Here is an 18,915-nt window from a genome sequence, read left to right on the forward strand (position 1 = left end):
TATCATAAATGCAGCCAGTTTTAAGGAGAGGAATGTCGTACTGCATGAAAAAAACAGATGGGGCTAAAGGCGGGACCTACAACGCATTTACCATTCCGGGAACGGAAGTGCGTAAAATGTCTTCACGCAATGGCAGCCGCGGCTATCAGATCTTTATCTCAAAACCGAGCACAGAGCCGCCGCCTTCTGGTTATCCGGTTATTTATCTGCTCGATGCTAATTCTATCTTCGGTACAATGTCGGAAACTGTTCGAGTGCAGGGGCGCCGTCCTGAGAAAACAGGGGTGATTCCCGCTGTAATTGTCGGTATTGGCTATGACACAACAGAACCGTTTTCTTCTGCGCGCCACCGGGATTTTACAATGCCTACGTCTTACTCGGAGCTGCCGGTAAGGCCTGACGGCAAAGAATGGCCGGCGCATGGAGGAGCGGGGGACTTTTTAAGGTTTATTGAGGAGGACCTCAAACCGGAGATTGAACAAGATTATGAGATTGACAGAAACAGACAAACGATCTTTGGTCACTCTCTTGGCGGGCTCTTCGTTTTGCAGGTGCTCTTAACGAAACCGGATGCATTCCAAACGTATATCGCGGGCAGTCCGTCCATTCATTGGAATAAACCATTTATTGAAAAGGAAACTGAGCGTTTCGTTTCCTGTTTAAAGAAAAACGATCAGCCTGTCAATCTTCTGCTTGCGGCAGGAGAATTGGAAAAGCATCATAAATGCCGAATGAACGATAACGCGAAGGAGCTTTACGAGCGGCTGTCTACTTTGACTGACCAAGGCGTACGGACAGAATTTTGCGAGTTTTCAGGAGAAGGACATATTTCGGTTCTTCCTGTTTTGGTCAGCAGGGCATTGCGTTTCGCGCTTCACCCTGACGGCCCGCACATATCAATGAGCTGAGAATTGTCTCAGCTCCCATATTTGTCACAAAAATTATATTTGACTGTCGGATGACATAAGGATATGATTATTTTTATAATTGATAATGATAATCATTATCAATCGATTGTGATTAATGGTAAGGTGAAGCAGTCTTTTTCGCAAAATGTCATTTTTGGCGTTACAAGCGAAGAAAGGAAATGATGAAATGAATGTAAGAGGTATAGAAGGCAAGATCGCATTGATTACAGGGGCTGCCCAAGGAATAGGTGAAGCTGTTGCGCGGACGCTTGCCGGTCAGGGGGCGCACATTGCTGCGGTTGATTACAATCCAGAAAAGCTTGAAAAAGTCGTGAACAGCCTCAAAGCCGAGGGATGTCATGCCGAAGCCTTTCCGGCGGATGTGAGAGACAGTGCGGCGATTGACGATATCACGGCTCGAATCGAACGTGACATGGGCCCGATTGACATATTGGTGAACGTAGCGGGTGTGCTTCGGCCAGGGCTGATTCATTCTCTCAGTGATGAGGAATGGGAGGCCACTTTCTCAGTGAATTCAACTGGTGTTTTTAACGCGTCGCGCTCAGTCAGCAAATATATGATGAACCGCAGATCCGGTTCGATTGTAACAGTAGGATCAAATGCAGCCGGTGTGCCAAGGACATCTATGGCGGCATACGCCTCATCAAAGGCAGCAGCCGTGATGTTTACAAAGTGCCTTGGCCTTGAGCTTGCAGAATACAACATTCGCTGCAATATTGTTTCTCCCGGATCAACGGAAACAGACATGCAGTGGTCCTTATGGGCTGATGAAAATGGAGCAGAGCAAGTCATCAAAGGATCGCTTAATACATTTAAAACGGGAATTCCGCTCAAAAAACTGGCCCAGCCTTCGGATATTGCTGATGCCGTGCTCTTTTTGGTTTCTGAGCAGGCAGGCCATATTACGATGCACAATTTATGTGTAGATGGCGGCGCGACCTTAGGCGTATAACTTAACTCAAAGGAGGTTTATGAAGATGTTGGAACAAAACGTTATATCTGAAACAAAGGCGGAGCATTTGCTTCGTGATTATCAGCCGGGCACTTTTTTCCTGGCTTCCCCTCACCGTGTGCTGCTTGGAAAAGGAATAAGTGAAACCGTGCCGGATGCAGACGGCCAAAACCAATTAGAAACCTTATCCGGCCGCATTGCTGAGGCGCTTAACAAAGCAAAGCAATCGGGGCAAAGCCGTGCGGTTGTTGTGGGAGCTGTTCCATTTGATCATTTGAAATCGCCCCGGCTCGTCGTTCCGGAGGAGGTACGGTGGTCGGGACCGCTTCAATTCGATCGTGCCAACATCGAACAGCAGCGGGAACATACATATCACATACAGCCTGTTCCTGCACCGGAGGACTATAAAAAAGGTGTAGAACAAGGATTGGCAAGCATTGCTGACGGCACACTCAGCAAAATTGTCCTGTCCAGATCGCTGCATCTGACATCATCTGAAGCGATACAAACGGGAGAACTGCTTCACCATCTGGCGCGGCATAATACACATGGTTATACTTTTGCAGCCGATGTATCCGGCCAAGATGATTCATCTTCCCATCGGACACTACTCGGTGCAAGTCCGGAGCTTCTCGTTTCGAGAATGGGAACTCAGGTGGTATCCAATCCGTTAGCGGGCTCTAGACCTCGCAGTGATGATCCTGTTGAGGACCAGCGCCGGGCCGATGAATTGCTTTCCTCCGCAAAGGATCTTCATGAGCATGCTGTTGTGGCTGATGCGGTTGCCGCCGGGCTGCGGCCTTTTTGCCGGACGCTGGACGTTCCGGAAAAGCCTTCGCTGATCCAAACGGAGACGATGTGGCATTTGTCCAGTGTCATTAAAGGAGAGCTTTCTGATCCGACTGTAACCGCGCTGGAACTAGCCGCCGCGCTTCATCCTACGCCGGCAGTCTGCGGAACACCGACTGGCCTTGCAAGAGAAGCCATCCGGGAAATTGAACCTTTTGACCGCGGTTTCTTCACCGGCATGGTAGGCTGGTGTGACGATGCAGGCGATGGCGAATGGATCGTTACGATTCGCTGTGCAGAGGCTGAAGAACGTTCACTTCGTCTTTTTGCCGGGGCCGGTGTTGTAGCCGGATCAAAAGCAGAGGACGAGCTCCAGGAGACATCCGCAAAGTTCCGGACAATGCTTCGGGCAATGGGTGTCAATCACATATGATCAGAAATAAATGCAGGAGGGAAACAGCATGCTGAATGGATTTACGCCGTGGCCCAAGGAGTTTGCGGAAAAGTACCGGGAGAACGGGTGCTGGGCCGGTGAGACTTTTGGAGACATGTTAAGAGACCGGGCTGCCAAACATGGCGATCGTATCGCGATTACATGCGGGGACACCCATTGGAGCTATCAAGAGCTTGACACAAGGGCTGACCGTCTGGCAGCCGGATTGCAGAAGCTCGGTATTAAACAAATGGATCGTGTAGTGGTGCAGCTGCCGAATATCGCGGAGTTTTTTGAAGTCATCTTTGCGCTTTTTCGGCTGGGAGCGCTCCCGGTTTTTGCATTGCCCTCGCATCGAAGCAGTGAGATTACATATTTTTGCGAGTTTGCTGAAGCGGAGGCTTATATCATCCCCGATTCTCATTCGGGATTTGACTACCGCACACTTGCCAGACAGGTTCAAAGCAAGCTGCCGTCCTTGAAACACGTCATTGTCTCAGGTGAGGCGGAGGAATTCCAGCCGCTTGAGGCATTGCATACAGAACCTGGCGAGCTGCCTGAAGTAAAATCTTCGGATGTGGCGTTTCTCCAGCTTTCTGGCGGAAGCACCGGCTTATCGAAACTGATACCGCGAACCCACGATGACTATATATACAGCCTGCGGATGAGTGCGGAGGTTTGCTGGCTTGATCACAGCACTGTGTACTTGGCCGCATTGCCGATGGCGCACAATTATCCGCTGAGCTCACCCGGGGTGCTAGGCGTATTATACGCTGGAGGAAAAGTGGTTTTATCTCCTTCTCCGAGTCCGGACGACTCGTTCCCTTTGATTGAACGGGAACAGGTGACAATAACAGCTCTTGTCCCGCCGCTTGCAATGGTATGGATGGACGCTGCTTCCTCACGAGATGACGATTTATCAAGCCTTCAAGTGCTGCAGGTAGGCGGCGCGAAATTCAGCGCTGAAGCCGCGCGCAAAGTGAAATCTGTATTCGGCTGCACCTTGCAGCAGGTCTTCGGAATGGCAGAAGGGCTCGTTAATTATACAAGGCTTGATGACCTGGAGGAAATTATTGTTAATACCCAAGGTAAGCCGATGTCTTCTTACGATGAAATACGTGTGTGGGATGACCAGGACCGTGACGTGAAACCTGGTGAAACGGGGCACCTGCTGACACGGGGACCGTATACGATCCGGGGATACTATAAGGCTGATGAGCACAATTCGGCTTCGTTTACCGAGGACGGCTTTTACCGCACTGGCGATCTAGTGAGACTGACACCCGACGGTTATGTTGTCGTGGAAGGACGGGCAAAGGATCAAATCAACCGCGGCGGAGAAAAAGTGGCGGCTGAAGAGGTTGAAAATCATCTTCTGGCGCATCCGGCTGTGCATGATGCGGCAATGGTCTCAATGCCTGACCAATTTCTTGGTGAAAGATCATGTGTTTTCATTATTCCCCGGGATCAAGCGCCGAAAGCCGCAGAACTCAAAGCTTTTCTAAGAGAGCGCGGGCTTGCAGCATATAAAATTCCAGACCGGATCGAATTTGTTGAGTCCTTCCCGCAGACAGGGGTAGGAAAGGTAAGTAAAAAGGCGCTTCGCGAAGCGATCGCCGAAAAACTTCTTGCAGGTTCAAAAAAATAGAAACGATTTGAAAGGGAGTGTTCAAATGGCTATTCCTGCCATTCAGCCGTATCAAATGCCGACAGCGTCTGATATGCCAACAAACAAAGTATCATGGGTGCCTGATCCAAATCGGGCAGTCTTCTTAATACACGATATGCAGAACTATTTTGTCGACGCGTTTACAGCAGGAGCGTCTCCGGTAACAGAGCTTTCAGCAAATATACGCAAGCTGAAGGATCAATGTGTTCAGCTCGGGATACCTGTTGTCTACACAGCGCAGCCCGGCAGTCAAAATCCGGAGGACCGGGCATTGCTGACTGATTTTTGGGGCCCTGGATTAAGCAGCGGTCCTTACGAGGAAAAAATTGTGGCCGAGCTTGCACCGGAAGACGATGATCTCGTATTGACAAAATGGAGATACAGCGCATTTAAGAGAACGAATCTGCTTGAGATCATGCGTGAACAGGGGCGCGATCAGCTGATCATCTCCGGGATTTATGCTCATATTGGCTGTCTCGTTACAGCATGTGAAGCGTTTATGGAGGATATCGAAGCATTTTTTGTTGCTGATGCAGTTGCGGACTTTTCTCGGGACAAGCATAAAATGGCCCTTGACTATGCGGCTGGGCGCTGTGCGTTTACGCTGATGACCGACAGCTTGCTTGATCAGCTGAAACATACGCCTTCTGCGGCTCAAAAGCCATCAGAAAAAGCTGAAAAACATGTATTTACCTGCGAGAGTATCCGAACACAAATTGCTGAGCTTCTTCAAGAATCGCCTGATGACATTGCAGAAAATGAAGACTTACTGAATAGGGGACTTGATTCTGTAAGGATCATGACATTAGTTGAACAATGGCGCCGTGAAGGAGCCGAGGTGACATTCGTCGAACTGGCTGAACGGCCGACAATAGAAGAATGGCAGAAATTGCTTTCAATCCGCATTGAGAGAGTGCTGCCAAACGCGGACTATTTATAAAAGGAGGTAAAAAAACGGATGCCTGATACAAAAGATCTTCAATATTCTTTAACCGGAGCGCAAACCGGTATTTGGTTTGCTCAGCAGCTTGATCCGGATAATCCAATCTACAATACAGCCGAATATATAGAAATCAACGGCCCAATCGACATTTCTCTTTTTGAAGAAGCTTTACGGCACGTGATAAAAGAAGCGGAATCACTTCATGTCCGCTTTGGTGAAGATATGGACGGGCCTTGGCAGATGATGAATCCATCACCGGATGTACAGCTCCAAGTCATTGACGTCAGCTCTGAGCCTGATCCGGAAAAGACAGCTTTAAACTGGATGAAAGCTGATTTGGCAAAGCCGGTCGATTTACAGCATGACCTATTGTTCCGCGAAGCTTTGTTTAAAGCCGGGCCTCAGCGTTTCTTTTGGTATCAGCGCATTCACCATATTGCGATCGACGGCTTTGGGTTTTCTCTAATCGCCCAGCGGGTTGCACATGCTTATACTGCACTTGCAGGAGGGCGGTCCGCTGATGATCGTTCCTTCGGCTCTTTGCAGGATATTTTGGAGGAGGACGCAGCGTACCGCTCGTCTGAAACATATGAAGAGGATCGGCAATTCTGGCTGAATCGTTTTGCGGACAAGCCTGAAGTTGTCAGTTTAGCAGAACGGGCGCCGAGAACCTCAAAAAGCTTTCTGCGCCAGACTGCTTATTTGCCGCCTTCAGATGTAAACGCGCTGAAAGAGGCGGCGCGCTATTACGCCGGAAGCTGGCATGAAGTCGTGATTGCGGTATCAGCTGCTTATGTGCACCGTATGACCGGCTCTGAGGATGTTGTGCTCGGACTGCCTATGATGGGACGGATGGGATCGGCATCCCTGAATGTTCCGGCTATGGTGATGAATCTTCTCCCGCTGAGGCTGTCTGTGAGTCCTTCGATGAGCTTTTCTGAGCTTGTGCTGCAAATTTCCCGGGAAATCCGCAGTATCCGGCAGCATCATAAATACCGCCATGAGGAACTGCGGCGGGACCTGAAACTAATAGGAGAAAATCATAGATTATTTGGCCCGCAAATTAATCTTATGCCTTTCGATTACGGTCTCGACTTTGCCGGAGCCCGGGGAACGACGCACAATCTGTCAGCCGGTCCTGTTGATGATTTGTCGATAAATGTCTATGACAGAACAGACGGAAGCGGGCTGCGAATTGATGTGGATGCCAATCCTGAAGTATACAGTGAGTCAGAAATAAAGGTCCATCAGCAGCGGATCTTACAGCTTTTACAAACGGCGTCAGCCGGTGAGGACATGCTGATTGGGCAAATGGAATTTCTTTTGCCTGCAGAAAAAGCACGGGTCATAAGCGAATGGAATCAGACAGCAAAATCCGAGCAGCTGCTCAGCCTTCCGGATATGTTTCAGGAGCAGGCTGACCGTTCCCCTGAACGTATCGCCCTGATTTGCGATCACAGTCAATTAAGCTATCAAGAGCTGAATGAACAAGCAAACCGCCTCGCGCATCTTTTGATAGAAAAAGGGCTTGGGTCGGAGCAGTTTGTCGCCTTGGCCCTGCCGCGGTCTTCCGAAATGGTAGCTGCAATGCTGGCCGTACTAAAGACTGGTGCTGCTTATCTTCCGCTTGATCCGGAGTTTCCTGCTGACAGAATTTCATACATGCTGAAGGATGCAAAGCCATCATGCATTATAACGACTGAGGAAATTGCAGATACTCTGCCTGACGATCTAACGGCACCGCAGCTTGTGCTGGATCTGCCTGTGACAAAAGAGATTGTGAAGCGTTATTCTGCTGACAATCCAAATGTACATGTATCTCTTGCTCATCCGGCGTATATTATTTATACATCGGGATCAACAGGAAGGCCAAAGGGTGTTGTTGTCACGCTGAAAAGTTTAAGTAATTTTCTGCTGTCTATGCAGGAGACATTTTCTCTCAATGAACAAGACAGGCTGCTGGCTGTGACGACTGTCGCTTTTGATATTTCTGCTTTAGAATTATTCCTCCCGCTTATCAGCGGAGCGAGTATTGTTGTTGCTCAAAAAGAAACAACCCGTGAGCCGCAGGCATTAGCTAAAATGATTGAATATTTTGATATAACAATTATGCAGGCAACGCCGACCCTGTGGCATGCGTTGGTCACAAACGAACCTGAGAAACTTCGGGAGCTCAGGGTGCTTGTCGGGGGAGAGGCGCTTCCAAGCGGGCTTTTGGAGGCCTTGCACGCGCTTGATTGTCCAGTGACTAATTTATACGGTCCTACTGAAACAACCATTTGGTCTGCGGCAGCTTTTCTCGAAAAAGGAGTACAGGGTGTGCCTCCGATCGGAAAGCCGATTTGGAATACGCAGGTATATGTGCTCGATAATAGTTTGCAGCCCGTTCCGCCAGGCATTGTTGGAGAGCTCTATATTGCGGGAACCGGATTGGCCCGCGGATATTTAGGGCGCCCTGATTTAACGGCGGAGCGCTTTGTTGCTGATCCGTACGGACCGCCGGGCACACGAATGTACCGAACCGGAGATCAGGCCCGCTGGCGTGCGGATGGGTCTCTGGATTACATCGGGCGTGCCGATCATCAAATCAAGATTCGCGGTTTCCGCATTGAGCTTGGAGAAATTGATGCCGTGCTTGCTAAACATCCGCAAATGAAACAGGCTGCGGTTGTCGTTCGAGAGGACCAGCCGGGAGATAAACGATTGGTGGCGTATCTGGTCGTTTCTTCAGCTCTAGATATTGCTGAGCTTCGCCGTTATGTCGGTGCCAGTCTGCCTGATTATATGGTGCCTGCGGCATTTGTGGAGATCGATGAACTGCCATTAACACCAAACGGCAAGCTTGACCGGAAAGCATTGCCGGCACCTGATTTTGGGGCGTCTGTCACTGATCGGGGACCGCGAACGCCTCAAGAAGAGATACTGTGTGATCTGTTTGCGGAGGTTCTAGGTCTTGCACGCGTAGGCATCGATGACAGTTTCTTCGAGCTGGGCGGCCATTCTCTCCTTGCTGCCCGTTTGATGAGCCGTATTCGTGAGACGATGGGAGCTGAGCTGGGCATCGCCAAGCTCTTTGACGAACCGACAGTTGCCGGACTTGCTGCACATCTTGATCAGGCGCAGAGTGTCCGTCCCGCTTTGCAAAGAGCTGAACGTCCTGAGAACATTCCGCTTTCTTTTGCACAGCGCCGGCTATGGTTCCTCCATTGTCTGGAAGGGCCAAGTCCTACATATAATATCCCGGTTGCCGTCCGTCTTTCAGGTGAACTGAACCAAGAAGCACTGCAAGCGGCCCTATATGATCTCATCAGCCGCCATGAAAGCCTTCGGACCATTTTCCCTGAATCACAGGGGACATCTTATCAGCGCATTTTGGACGCCGATCAAGCCCGTCCTGATTTATATGTTACAGAAATGAAGAAAGAGGAGCTTTCTGAGAGGCTTGCCGATGCTGCTCGCTACAGCTTTGACCTTGCAGCTGAGCCTGCTTTCCGGGCCGAGCTTTTTGTTATCGGTCCCGACGAGTACGTGCTGCTGCTCCTCGTGCACCATATTGTCGGAGACGGATGGTCATTGACTCCTCTGACTCGTGATCTGGCTGCTGCTTATACCGCCCGCTGTCACGGGAGAGCTCCCGAATGGACACCGCTTGCTGTGCAGTATGCGGATTATGCGCTCTGGCAGCAAAGTCTGCTCGGAAGCGAGCATGATCCAGACAGTTTGATTGCCGGTCAGCTTGCTTTCTGGAAAGATAGACTGAAAGATTTGCCCGATCAGCTCGAACTGCCAACCGATTATTCACGACCTGCTGAGCCGAGTCATCAAGGAGATACAATCCATTTCCATATAGACTCAGAGCTTCACAGCCGATTGCTGGAGCTGGCCCGTGCCAATAGAGTAAGTCTGTTTATGGTGCTTCAATCAGGACTTGCCGCCTTGCTGACAAGGCTCGGAGCTGGAACTGATATTCCGATTGGAAGCCCGATTGCGGGGCGGAATGACGATGCGCTTAGTGATCTTGTGGGACTGTTTATCAATACATTGGTGCTCAGAACAGACACCTCTGGTGATCCGAGTTTCCGTGAGCTTCTTGACAGAGTGCGGGAAGTGAATCTGGCAGCCTATGAAAATCAGGATTTGCCGTTTGAGAGACTTGTAGAGGTGCTCAATCCTGCTCGCTCCCGGGCCACGCATCCATTATTCCAAGTCATGCTCGCGTTCCAGAACACACCTGACGCAGAGCTGAGCCTGCCTGGTACAGAAAGCAGCCTGCGCATTCACAGCGTAGGATCTGCCAAATTTGATTTAACATTAGAAATCAGTGAAAGCCGTCTTGATGACGGGACACCAAATGGACTGGAAGGACTGCTTGAGTACAGCACCGATCTATTTAAACGGGAAACTGTTCAAGCCCTTGCTGATCGCCTTCTGCGGCTGCTTGAGGCTGCCGAGGCTGATCCTGATCAGGAAATCGGAAGACTGGATATTCTTGCACCAGAGGAACGCAGTATCACGGTAACGGATTGGCAAAGTGTTTCTGAAAAGATTCCGCAAGCGTGTCTTCCGGAGCTGTTTGAGAAGCAAGCTGCGCTGAGCCCTGATTCCATTGCAGTCGTTTATGAAGATAAAGCGATGAGCTATATGGAGCTGAATGAAAGGGCGAACCGGCTTGCCAGGCTGCTGATCAGCAAAGGCGTCGGACCGGAGCAATTTGTGGCATTAGCTTTGCCTCGCTCATTGGATATGACTGTTAGCCTGTTAGCGGTACTAAAAGCGGGAGCTGCATACCTGCCGCTTGATCCGGACTATCCGGCTGACCGAATCGCTTTTATGCTGAGCGATGCGCGGCCTGCGTTTATCATCACGAGCTCACAGGCGGAAAATCAAATCCCGCCTGCAGAAAATGTGCAGAACATTGTGCTGGATGATCCGGAATTACGCGAGAAACTAAAAACATACAGCCCTTTGAATCCGGATAATACGGACAGGATTCGCCCGCTGTCACCTTACAGCACGGCTTATGTTATTTATACATCCGGATCAACAGGCGTTCCAAAAGGCGTCATGATTCCTCACCAAAATGTGACGAGGTTATTTGGAGCGACCGATCACTGGTTCCATTTCGGTTCAGACGACGTGTGGACAATGTTCCATTCCTACGCGTTTGACTTTTCTGTTTGGGAGATTTGGGGACCTTTGCTGCACGGCGGCCGCCTTGTTATCGTGCCTCATGACATCAGCAGATCTCCGGAAGCGTTTCTGCGTCTGCTGGTAAAAGAGGGTGTGACCGTTTTGAACCAGACACCATCAGCGTTCTATCAGTTTATGCAGGCGGAAAGGGAGCAGCCTGATCTCGGACAGGCGCTCAGCCTTCGATATGTTGTTTTTGGCGGAGAAGCGCTTGAACTCAGCCGTTTAGAGGATTGGTATCATCGCCACCCTGAACAGACGCCGAAACTGATCAATATGTATGGTATTACTGAAACAACAGTGCACGTCAGCTATATCGAATTAGACCGGAATATTGCAGCTTTACGAGCAAACAGCCTGATCGGCTGCGGAATTCCCGATCTTGGGGTGTATGTGCTGGATGAGCGTTTACAGCCGGTTCCGCCGGGTGTGGCTGGAGAACTGTATGTGTCAGGCGCCGGATTGGCCCGAGGCTATTTAGGACGGCCCGGTTTAACGGCGGAACGCTTCATCGCTGACCCGTTCGGGCCTCCGGGCACACGGATGTACCGCACGGGAGATGTAGCCCGCAGGCGTGCTGACGGTTCTCTCGATTATGTCGGCCGTGCCGATCATCAAGTGAAAATCCGGGGCTTCCGGATTGAACTGGGAGAAATTGAAGCTGCGCTTGTTCAGCATTCACAGCTGGAAGATGCGGCAGTGATCGTTCGTGAGGACCAGCCGGGAGATAAACGTTTGGCAGCTTATGTCATACCTTCCTCGGAAGAAACGTTTGATACGGCGGAACTGCGCAGGTATGCTGCTGAAAGACTGCCAGATTACATGGTGCCTTCAGCCTTTGTGACGATGAAAGAATTGCCGCTGACGCCGAATGGAAAGCTTGACCGTAAAGCGCTGCCTGCTCCAGATTTTGCTGCTGCGGTGACAGGTCGCGGGCCGAGAACCCCGCAAGAAGAAATCCTTTGTGACTTGTTTATGGAAGTGCTTCATTTGCCGCGTGTCGGTATTGATGACCGTTTCTTCGATTTGGGCGGACATTCCCTGCTCGCAGTTCAGCTGATGAGCCGCATACGTGAAGCGCTCGGGGTTGAACTCAGCATTGGCAATCTATTTGAAGCGCCGACTGTGGCAGGGCTTGCTGAAAGACTGGAGATGGGCTCAAGCCAAAGCGCTCTTGATGTTTTGCTGCCGCTCCGAACAAGCGGAGACCGTCTTCCGTTGTTTTGCGTACATCCGGCGGGCGGACTTAGCTGGTGTTATGCCGGACTGATGACATCTTTAGGAACAGATTATCCCATCTATGGACTGCAAGCACGGGGAATTGGACAGCAGGAGGCGCTTCCGAAAACACTCGATGACATGGCTGCCGACTATATAGAACAGATTCGGACGATCCAGCCGAAAGGGCCGTACCATTTGCTTGGCTGGTCCTTAGGCGGAAATGTCGTTCAAGCAATGGCAACACAGCTGCAAAAGCAAGGGGAAGACGTTTCTCTATTGGTTATGCTGGACGCCTACCCAAACCACTTCCTTCCTATAAAAGAGGCACCGGATGATGAGGAAGCGCTTATTGCCCTCCTCGCGTTAGGCGGGTACGACCCAGACAGCTTAGGAGATAAACCGCTTGATTTTGAAACAGCTATTGAGATTCTGCGGCGAGACGGAAGCGCACTTGCCAGTCTGGACGAATCGGTCATTTTGAATCTAAAGAATACGTACGTCAATTCTGTCGGCATTTTAGGTTCATATGCACCGAAAACCTTCCGTGGAAATGTTCTGTTTTTCAGATCAACTATCATTCCTGAATGGTTTGACCCAATTGAACCTGATTCGTGGAAGCCTTATATTGACGGACAAATTGAACAAATCGACATTGACTGCCGCCATAAAGATCTCTGTCAGCCGGAACCGCTCGCAGTCATCGGCCGGGTTCTGGCGGCTAAATTGGAAGAAATGAATCAATAAAGGAGGAAAAGCAATGGCAAATCCTTTTGAAAATGCGGATGGCATATACCTTGTTCTCATCAATGAAGAGGGCCAATATTCCTTGTGGCCCGGCTTTGTCGATGTGCCGAGCGGCTGGACAGTCGTTCATGAACAAAAAGGGCGTGAGGCTTGTCTGGACTACATCCAATCGCATTGGAGCGATATGAGGCCGAACAGCCTAAAGCCTGTCGAAAATGTCTAAATGCATTGACGGTAAAAAAAAAGAGACTGCAGCAGGCAGTCTCTTTTTCTATCTTACGCAGACGTTTGGGTATGATCGCAATCTCTGACCGGGTTCCCGTTTTCATCCGTACACCATGACTGGGATAAGAACGCCAAAAACACAGCCGCCCACTGATCGGCAAATTGAATCAGAATACCTCCGTCATGCCAAGAGCCGTTGTCTTTTTTCCAGCGGGTATCCAGTGCATTGCCTTGATTCATGTGGATATTGTGCATACCGTTTGTCGGGGTAAAGCCGAATATTTTATCTGCCGCCTGTTCAGGTCCAAATTTTGATCCAAATATATAAACCGGCGCTTTCTCTTCTTTCGCTTTCTTCATATACGTTTCAATAAAGTCATTTAAATCATTATCAGGCCCCGTGATTTCATGAGGCAAAGGCTTCATTTCCCGTGAATCAAAAAGATTGCCCCGCACATAATCCAGGGCTACTTCACGATTTTCGTCATTGATCTTCGTATATCCATACGGCATGTTCGGAAGAATGGTAATTGAGCTCGAATCAAACTGATCATCAGCTAAATACAATACTTCTGATTCCTCGGAACTGGACATGACATTGATGGCGCACCTGTAATACGTATTCTCTTCACCGAGCATCTTCACTTGGAAATGAGGACTGTCATCATCTGTTTCCCGCTTCATATCTAAGACAACGCCTTTTAACACGCCATATTGCTGAACAGCCATATGAATCCTCCTTTATGATCAAGTTCTTCGTTTTAATTCGAGACATCATTTCCATTTTCCTTTTTAAAAGATAAAAAAAGCCTGCAGAAATTTTTCTGCAAGCTCCATATGAATTAAGCGCCCGCCACTGATTCATCCTGTAAGGCTTTCTCGGCAGGGACATATTCGTATCCTAAATCTTTGGCAACCGCCTCATAGGTCACGTGGCCGTTTGCTGTGTTTAATCCCGCTCTTAGTGCCGCATTGTCCGCGAGAGCTTGTGCTGCCCCTTTGTTTGCGATTTGCAGCGCGTATGGAACCGTGACGTTCGTTAAAGCAATTGTTGAAGTGCGAGGCACCGCGCCCGGCATGTTCGCAACAGCATAGTGAACGACGCCGTGTTTTTCATATGTCGGCTGATCGTGTGTCGTAATGTGGTCGACAGTTTCGACGATGCCGCCTTGGTCAATTGCAACGTCCACAATCACTGAACCAAGCTTCATTTGTTTCACCATTTCCTCTGTGACAAGCGTCGGAGCTTTAGCACCAGGGATTAACACGGCGCAAATGAGAAGATCCGCTTCGGCTACCGAGTCGGCGATATTGACCGGGTTAGAAATTAACGTTTTAATTTGATGGCCGAATATATCATCAAGCTGACGCAGGCGATCCGCGTTTAAGTCGATGATTGTCACATCCGCACCCAGGCCGACAGCCATTTTCGCCGCGTTGGTTCCGACTACACCCCCACCGATAATGGTTACCTTTCCGCGGGCAACGCCAGGCACTCCGGCAAGGAGGATTCCTTTTCCGCCTTTAGGTTTCTCCAGGAACTGCGCGCCGATTTGCGCTGCCATTCTGCCTGCCACCTCGGACATCGGTGTAAGCAGAGGCAATGTCCGTCCCTCACTTACCGTTTCATACGCGATCGCTGTGACGCCTTTATCCTTCAGTGCCTGTGCAAGCTCCGGTTCAGCCGCTAAGTGGAGGTAAGTAAACAGTACAAGCCCTTTCCGGAAGTATGCATATTCTTCCGGAAGCGGTTCTTTGACCTTCATGACCATTTCAGCGTCCCAGACCTGTTTCGGATCAGCAATGATTTCCGCTCCTGCTGACTCATAAGCTTCATTTTCAAAGCCGCTTCCAAGGCCTGCGCCTGATTCAACCAGCACGCGGTGACCGTTTGAAACGAGCTGTGAAACGCCCCCAGGCGTCAATGCGACACGGTTTTCATTGTTTTTTATCTCTTTAGGAACCCCAATGATCATATCTATTTCCTCCCGTATATGTGATATGTTCAGTGTAGCTTGATTTTTTGGAAAATTCTTTGTTTGAAAAAGAAAATAAAAAAACAAGGGTTTGTGAAATTTCACAAACCCTTGTTTCGAAGTTTGATATCCAAATATATAGTAAACTTTTGATTCACATTTTTTAAATCGATCTCAGCGATCTGGCTGATTCGCTTCAGCCGGTAATTCAATGTATTAACGTGAATATTCAAGACCTTAGAGGCGGTATTCACATTGCTGTCGGCTTCAATAAAACGTTCGAGCGTTTCGACCATATTGGACTGGTGATCCCGGTCGTACTGCTCGAGTTTTGAAAGGGAGTAGTTGAAATATCCCGTTTGCTTCCGTTTCTCATCTAACACGTCCAAGTATTGATAGATGCCTAATTCTGAAAAACTGAAAAGATGCTTGGTTTCTTCAGCAAACCGTTCCTTTGCTTTTAATACGGACAATGCTTCCTGGTATGAACGGCAGACAAACGAAATGGAGTTGTATATTCCGCCAATTGCAATAGAAGCATCCTCTATTTTATAACGTTCCCTCAGCTGCCTTTGCGTGCTGAAAGCGAACTGTTTTAAATCTTGAAAAGGACGATCCGTTTTTGGCGCGGTTAAAATGATAAGTTCATTGGAATCAACGGTTGTCAGCAGAGCATGAACCTGCTGGGTCGTTTCCTGCAGATAATGAAGCTGCTGTTCTGTTTTTTCGGTCAGCTCGCCGTTTACCCGGATGATCATCACGGAAAATTCAGAGGGAACGACCATTCCAAGCTTGTTAAACCCATCCGTCATGTCCTGTTCTTGATAGATGTGTCCGGTCAGCATTTTCCAGAAAAATTCTTGGCTGCGCTCCTCATTTTTCGTTTTTCGGATTTGGAGCTTAAGCAGCTTGTTTCTGACTGCATTAGCCGCCATTTTTAATGTCAGCAGATCATCATCCGACAGTGTTTTTTGAATTTCAAGCGCCCAAATAAAACCCAGCACTTGGTTGTTCTTCCAAATCGAAATCGCGACGCGGTTGCTTAGTCCGACTTCGTCAATTTCCTTCACTCTGATCGGCTGGTCCGTTTTTAGCAGTGAGGGAATCGTCCCGTCTTTCCACAATTTATTAATAACCTTCTCCGGCACTCTTCTGCCAATGATCGTAGACGTCCGTGCAGGATCAGTACAATCGCTGTGGGTGCTGTAGGCTAGCAGTTTGTGGTTCACATCTTCAATGGTGATCGGACATTGCAGCACTTCACTGATATGATCAGCCACATCTTCCAGTCTGTCAAAACTGTATTTAAACGGATCCTTTGGCATGGTCATCATTATCCCTACTTTTCCATCCTTTTATTCTTTGTTCTCTTTGACATCAAATCGTCTTGCTTTTATTATGATTGTTCTTGTTTGTGAAAATCAACAACAAAGAATGACAGTATAATAGAAGAGAAAAACACTTTTTAAATATAATGAGATACATATTCTGTCTTGGGCGGTGAACAGGCTGATGAATATTTCTGAAAAACTGAACCTTTCAGAGATGGTGCTGTAGCATCAAATTTTCTGAAAGGTTTTTTTTGGGAGTTAGAGAATCATTTGGGCCTTTTGGATTATTTGGAGAAGGCGGAGCGGATTGAGAAAATAAACCTATTTGTTTAACAAAATATGTAATTTTTAAGAGGTGAGAGGTAAACCATTGGACTCATTTTGTAAAATTAAAACATATTTGTTTGACTGTGCCGAAAAACTGTTTTTATAATAATTACGTTCTAAAAATAAGTGAATTAGCCCATATTTAGGCTGATGGCACAGGAGGTAATGAGGAATATGGCAGGATTAATTCGTGTCACACCCGAAGAGCTAAGAGCGATGGCGAAGCAATATGGCGTTGAAAGCCAAGAAGTATTAAATCAGGTTGATCGTTTAAACCGAATGATCTCTGATTTAAAAAGCATGTGGGAAGGTGCTTCTAGCGAAGCGTTCGCAGATCAATACGAGCAGCTCAAACCTTCATTTATCAAAATGTCAGATTTGCTTCAAGATGTAAACCAGCAGCTTGATCAAACAGCAAATACTCTTGAGTCTACTGACCAAGACATCGCAAATCAAATCCGCGGATAACAGTATGAAAGGGAAGGAGCGCCTGATTCACCAGAAGACGGCGCTCTTTCTATGTAAGGGTGAATGAACATGTATATTGATATTACGATAGATTTGAAACATTATAACGGAAGTGTCTTTGATCTCAGATTGTCAGATTACCACCCGGTGAAAAAAGTCATTGACATCGCTTGGCAGGCCCAAAGCGTTTCCATACCTCCGCGCGAAGGGCACTGGATCAGAGTGGTCAATAAGGATACGGTGTTTTCCGGAGAATGCAAGCTATCTGATTGCGGCATTACAAGCGGAGACCGGCTTGAAATATTATGAAAGGATCTGGTTGAATGTCAGGTGAACAAACATCATATTTAGAAAACCAATTAGAAGCTGCTTCTCAGAAAACGGAAGACGGCTATACATTTACCTTTCAACGGGAAAAAATAAAGCTTCTGGACGGTCTCGAAGCGAACGTGATCAAGGATGTAAATCCATCTTTTCATAAAGAGATCGATGTGACGGAAGACGAAGTGATCATCACAATCCAACCTCCTCCCTCCTATAAAGAATTTCGCTTGATAAAAGCTAAAGATAAAAAAAGCAAATGGCAGTTTGCCTATCAGCTTGTTCAGTCTGTACAGCAGCACAAGTTATCAAGGCTGCATTTGATTGTGGCCCCGGAAAACATTGTATTCGATAAAGGGCTGACCCCATATTTTCTTCATTACGGCGTAAAAGAAAGCATTCCGCCTTACGAGCATGATGAGGAAAGAGTCTGGCAGGAGCTGAAAGCCGCAGCGGCTTTGGCAGTCGACGGCGCTTTTGCATTTGAGGACTATTTGAAATTCAATGAAACGCTGACATTCTCTCCGGAGGCAAAAGCGATATTGGACGCGAAGTCCTATGATGAACTGCTCGAGCTGATTCAGACACATATCGATGAGCTCGAAGCCAAAGCAAAAACATACATACATATCCCGAAAAAGAAATGGAACATTCAAAGATATATCGGCCTGGGACTCATTGTGTTGCTTGTGCCGGCTCTGATTTATTCGATGTATGCCTTATTTTTCGCGCAGCCGAAGCATCAGGCGATTGTGGAAAGCAACCGCGCTTTCTTGAACAAGCAGTACAGCGGGGTCATCAACACGCTGGCTAAATATGATGCGGAAAGCCTGCCTGAATCAGTGCAGTATCAGCTTGCAATGTCTTATGTTGAGGTTGAAAAATTAGGCGACACTCAAAAGAAACAAATTGAAAATAATCTGGTCACGCTGCAATCAGATCCACAGCACTTTCTTTATTGGATAGACATAGGGAGAGGCGAGAATAAAGAAGCCATTAGTATCGGAAGAAAGCTGGAGTATAACCCGTATATAGGGCTGGGCCTGATCCGATATAAGGCTGAGATATTAGCAGATGACAGTATGAAAGATGATGAAAAGCAAAAAGAATTGGATACGGTACAAAGCGAGATCGACCAAATTACCAAACAAATGAAAGAACAAAAAGAAGAAGCGATAACAGACACGGCAGAAACTGATACAGCCAGCCAAGCCGCTGAAGAACAATCAGATAAAGAAAAGCAGCAAGCTGAAGAGAAAGCGGCAGAAGAAAAGGCCGCAGCCGAGGAAAAAGCGAAAAAAGAAGAACAAGAGAAAAAAGAGAAAGAAAAGAAAGATGAGAAAAAAGATGACAAATAAAGTGAAACATGAAGTTCAGGTCATCGCACGCCGTATTTC

At 48.2% G+C, this 18,915-nt stretch carries 13 protein-coding genes; 10 read left to right on the forward strand and 3 right to left on the reverse strand.

Annotated features, from left to right (window positions below; genetic code table 11):
- Positions 1-44 precede the first annotated feature (44 nt).
- The 7 genes from besA (at position 45) to ACQVGS_RS05080 (ending at position 13,093) form a co-directional block, all read left to right on the forward strand.
- A complete protein-coding gene (gene besA / locus ACQVGS_RS05050) occupies positions 45-908 on the forward strand; it encodes a ferri-bacillibactin esterase BesA (RefSeq protein ID WP_316961102.1) in 864 nt (287 codons plus the stop codon).
- A gap of 187 nt (positions 909-1,095) precedes the next feature.
- Positions 1,096-1,881: a 2,3-dihydro-2,3-dihydroxybenzoate dehydrogenase gene (locus ACQVGS_RS05055; protein WP_024122707.1), complete on the forward strand. Its 786-nt coding sequence runs from the start codon at positions 1,096-1,098 to the stop codon at positions 1,879-1,881.
- A 25-nt stretch (positions 1,882-1,906) separates the two neighbouring features.
- The gene (gene dhbC / locus ACQVGS_RS05060) at positions 1,907-3,103 is read left to right on the forward strand and encodes an isochorismate synthase DhbC (protein WP_188323263.1); all 1,197 of its coding nucleotides are present in this window, start codon (positions 1,907-1,909) and stop codon (positions 3,101-3,103) included.
- Between the two features lie 28 nt (positions 3,104-3,131).
- Complete coding sequence (locus ACQVGS_RS05065; RefSeq protein ID WP_106019490.1) at positions 3,132-4,751, forward strand: (2,3-dihydroxybenzoyl)adenylate synthase; 1,620 nt, start codon at positions 3,132-3,134, stop codon at positions 4,749-4,751.
- Positions 4,752-4,776: 25 nt separating this feature from the next.
- A complete protein-coding gene (locus ACQVGS_RS05070; RefSeq protein WP_106019489.1) occupies positions 4,777-5,712 on the forward strand; it encodes an isochorismatase in 936 nt (311 codons plus the stop codon).
- An 18-nt stretch (positions 5,713-5,730) separates the two neighbouring features.
- Positions 5,731-12,870, forward strand: a complete 7,140-nt coding sequence (locus ACQVGS_RS05075) for an amino acid adenylation domain-containing protein (protein ID WP_491831106.1) — start codon at positions 5,731-5,733, stop codon at positions 12,868-12,870.
- 13 nt (positions 12,871-12,883) lie between these two features.
- A complete protein-coding gene (locus ACQVGS_RS05080; protein WP_283912559.1) occupies positions 12,884-13,093 on the forward strand; it encodes an MbtH family protein in 210 nt (69 codons plus the stop codon).
- A 53-nt stretch (positions 13,094-13,146) separates the two neighbouring features.
- On the opposite strand, the gene ACQVGS_RS05085 is transcribed toward ACQVGS_RS05080, so the two are convergent.
- From ACQVGS_RS05085 to adeR, 3 genes are all read right to left on the reverse strand, one after another.
- Positions 13,147-13,824: a YukJ family protein gene (locus tag ACQVGS_RS05085; RefSeq protein WP_010331713.1), complete on the reverse strand. Its 678-nt coding sequence runs from the start codon at positions 13,822-13,824 to the stop codon at positions 13,147-13,149.
- A gap of 113 nt (positions 13,825-13,937) precedes the next feature.
- Entirely contained in the window at positions 13,938-15,071 is a 1,134-nt protein-coding gene (gene ald, locus ACQVGS_RS05090; protein WP_283912558.1) for an alanine dehydrogenase, read from the reverse strand.
- A gap of 101 nt (positions 15,072-15,172) precedes the next feature.
- Positions 15,173-16,396 carry a sporulation transcriptional activator AdeR gene (gene adeR, locus ACQVGS_RS05095; RefSeq protein WP_106019485.1) on the reverse strand — a complete coding sequence of 408 codons (1,224 nt, stop codon included), beginning with the start codon at positions 16,394-16,396 and terminating at the stop codon, positions 15,173-15,175.
- Positions 16,397-16,903: 507 nt separating this feature from the next.
- On the opposite strand from adeR, the gene ACQVGS_RS05100 reads away from it, so the two are divergent.
- The 3 genes from ACQVGS_RS05100 (at position 16,904) to essB (ending at position 18,876) form a co-directional block, all read left to right on the forward strand.
- The gene (locus ACQVGS_RS05100; RefSeq protein ID WP_003220661.1) at positions 16,904-17,197 is read left to right on the forward strand and encodes a WXG100 family type VII secretion target; all 294 of its coding nucleotides are present in this window, start codon (positions 16,904-16,906) and stop codon (positions 17,195-17,197) included.
- A gap of 69 nt (positions 17,198-17,266) precedes the next feature.
- Positions 17,267-17,506 carry an ESX secretion system protein YukD gene (gene yukD, locus ACQVGS_RS05105; protein ID WP_010331710.1) on the forward strand — a complete coding sequence of 80 codons (240 nt, stop codon included), beginning with the start codon at positions 17,267-17,269 and terminating at the stop codon, positions 17,504-17,506.
- 14 nt (positions 17,507-17,520) lie between these two features.
- Positions 17,521-18,876: a type VII secretion protein EssB gene (gene essB / locus ACQVGS_RS05110; RefSeq protein WP_101860017.1), complete on the forward strand. Its 1,356-nt coding sequence runs from the start codon at positions 17,521-17,523 to the stop codon at positions 18,874-18,876.
- Positions 18,877-18,915 lie beyond the last annotated feature (39 nt).

The sequence above is a fragment of the Bacillus sp. SD127 genome (assembly GCF_058566445.1).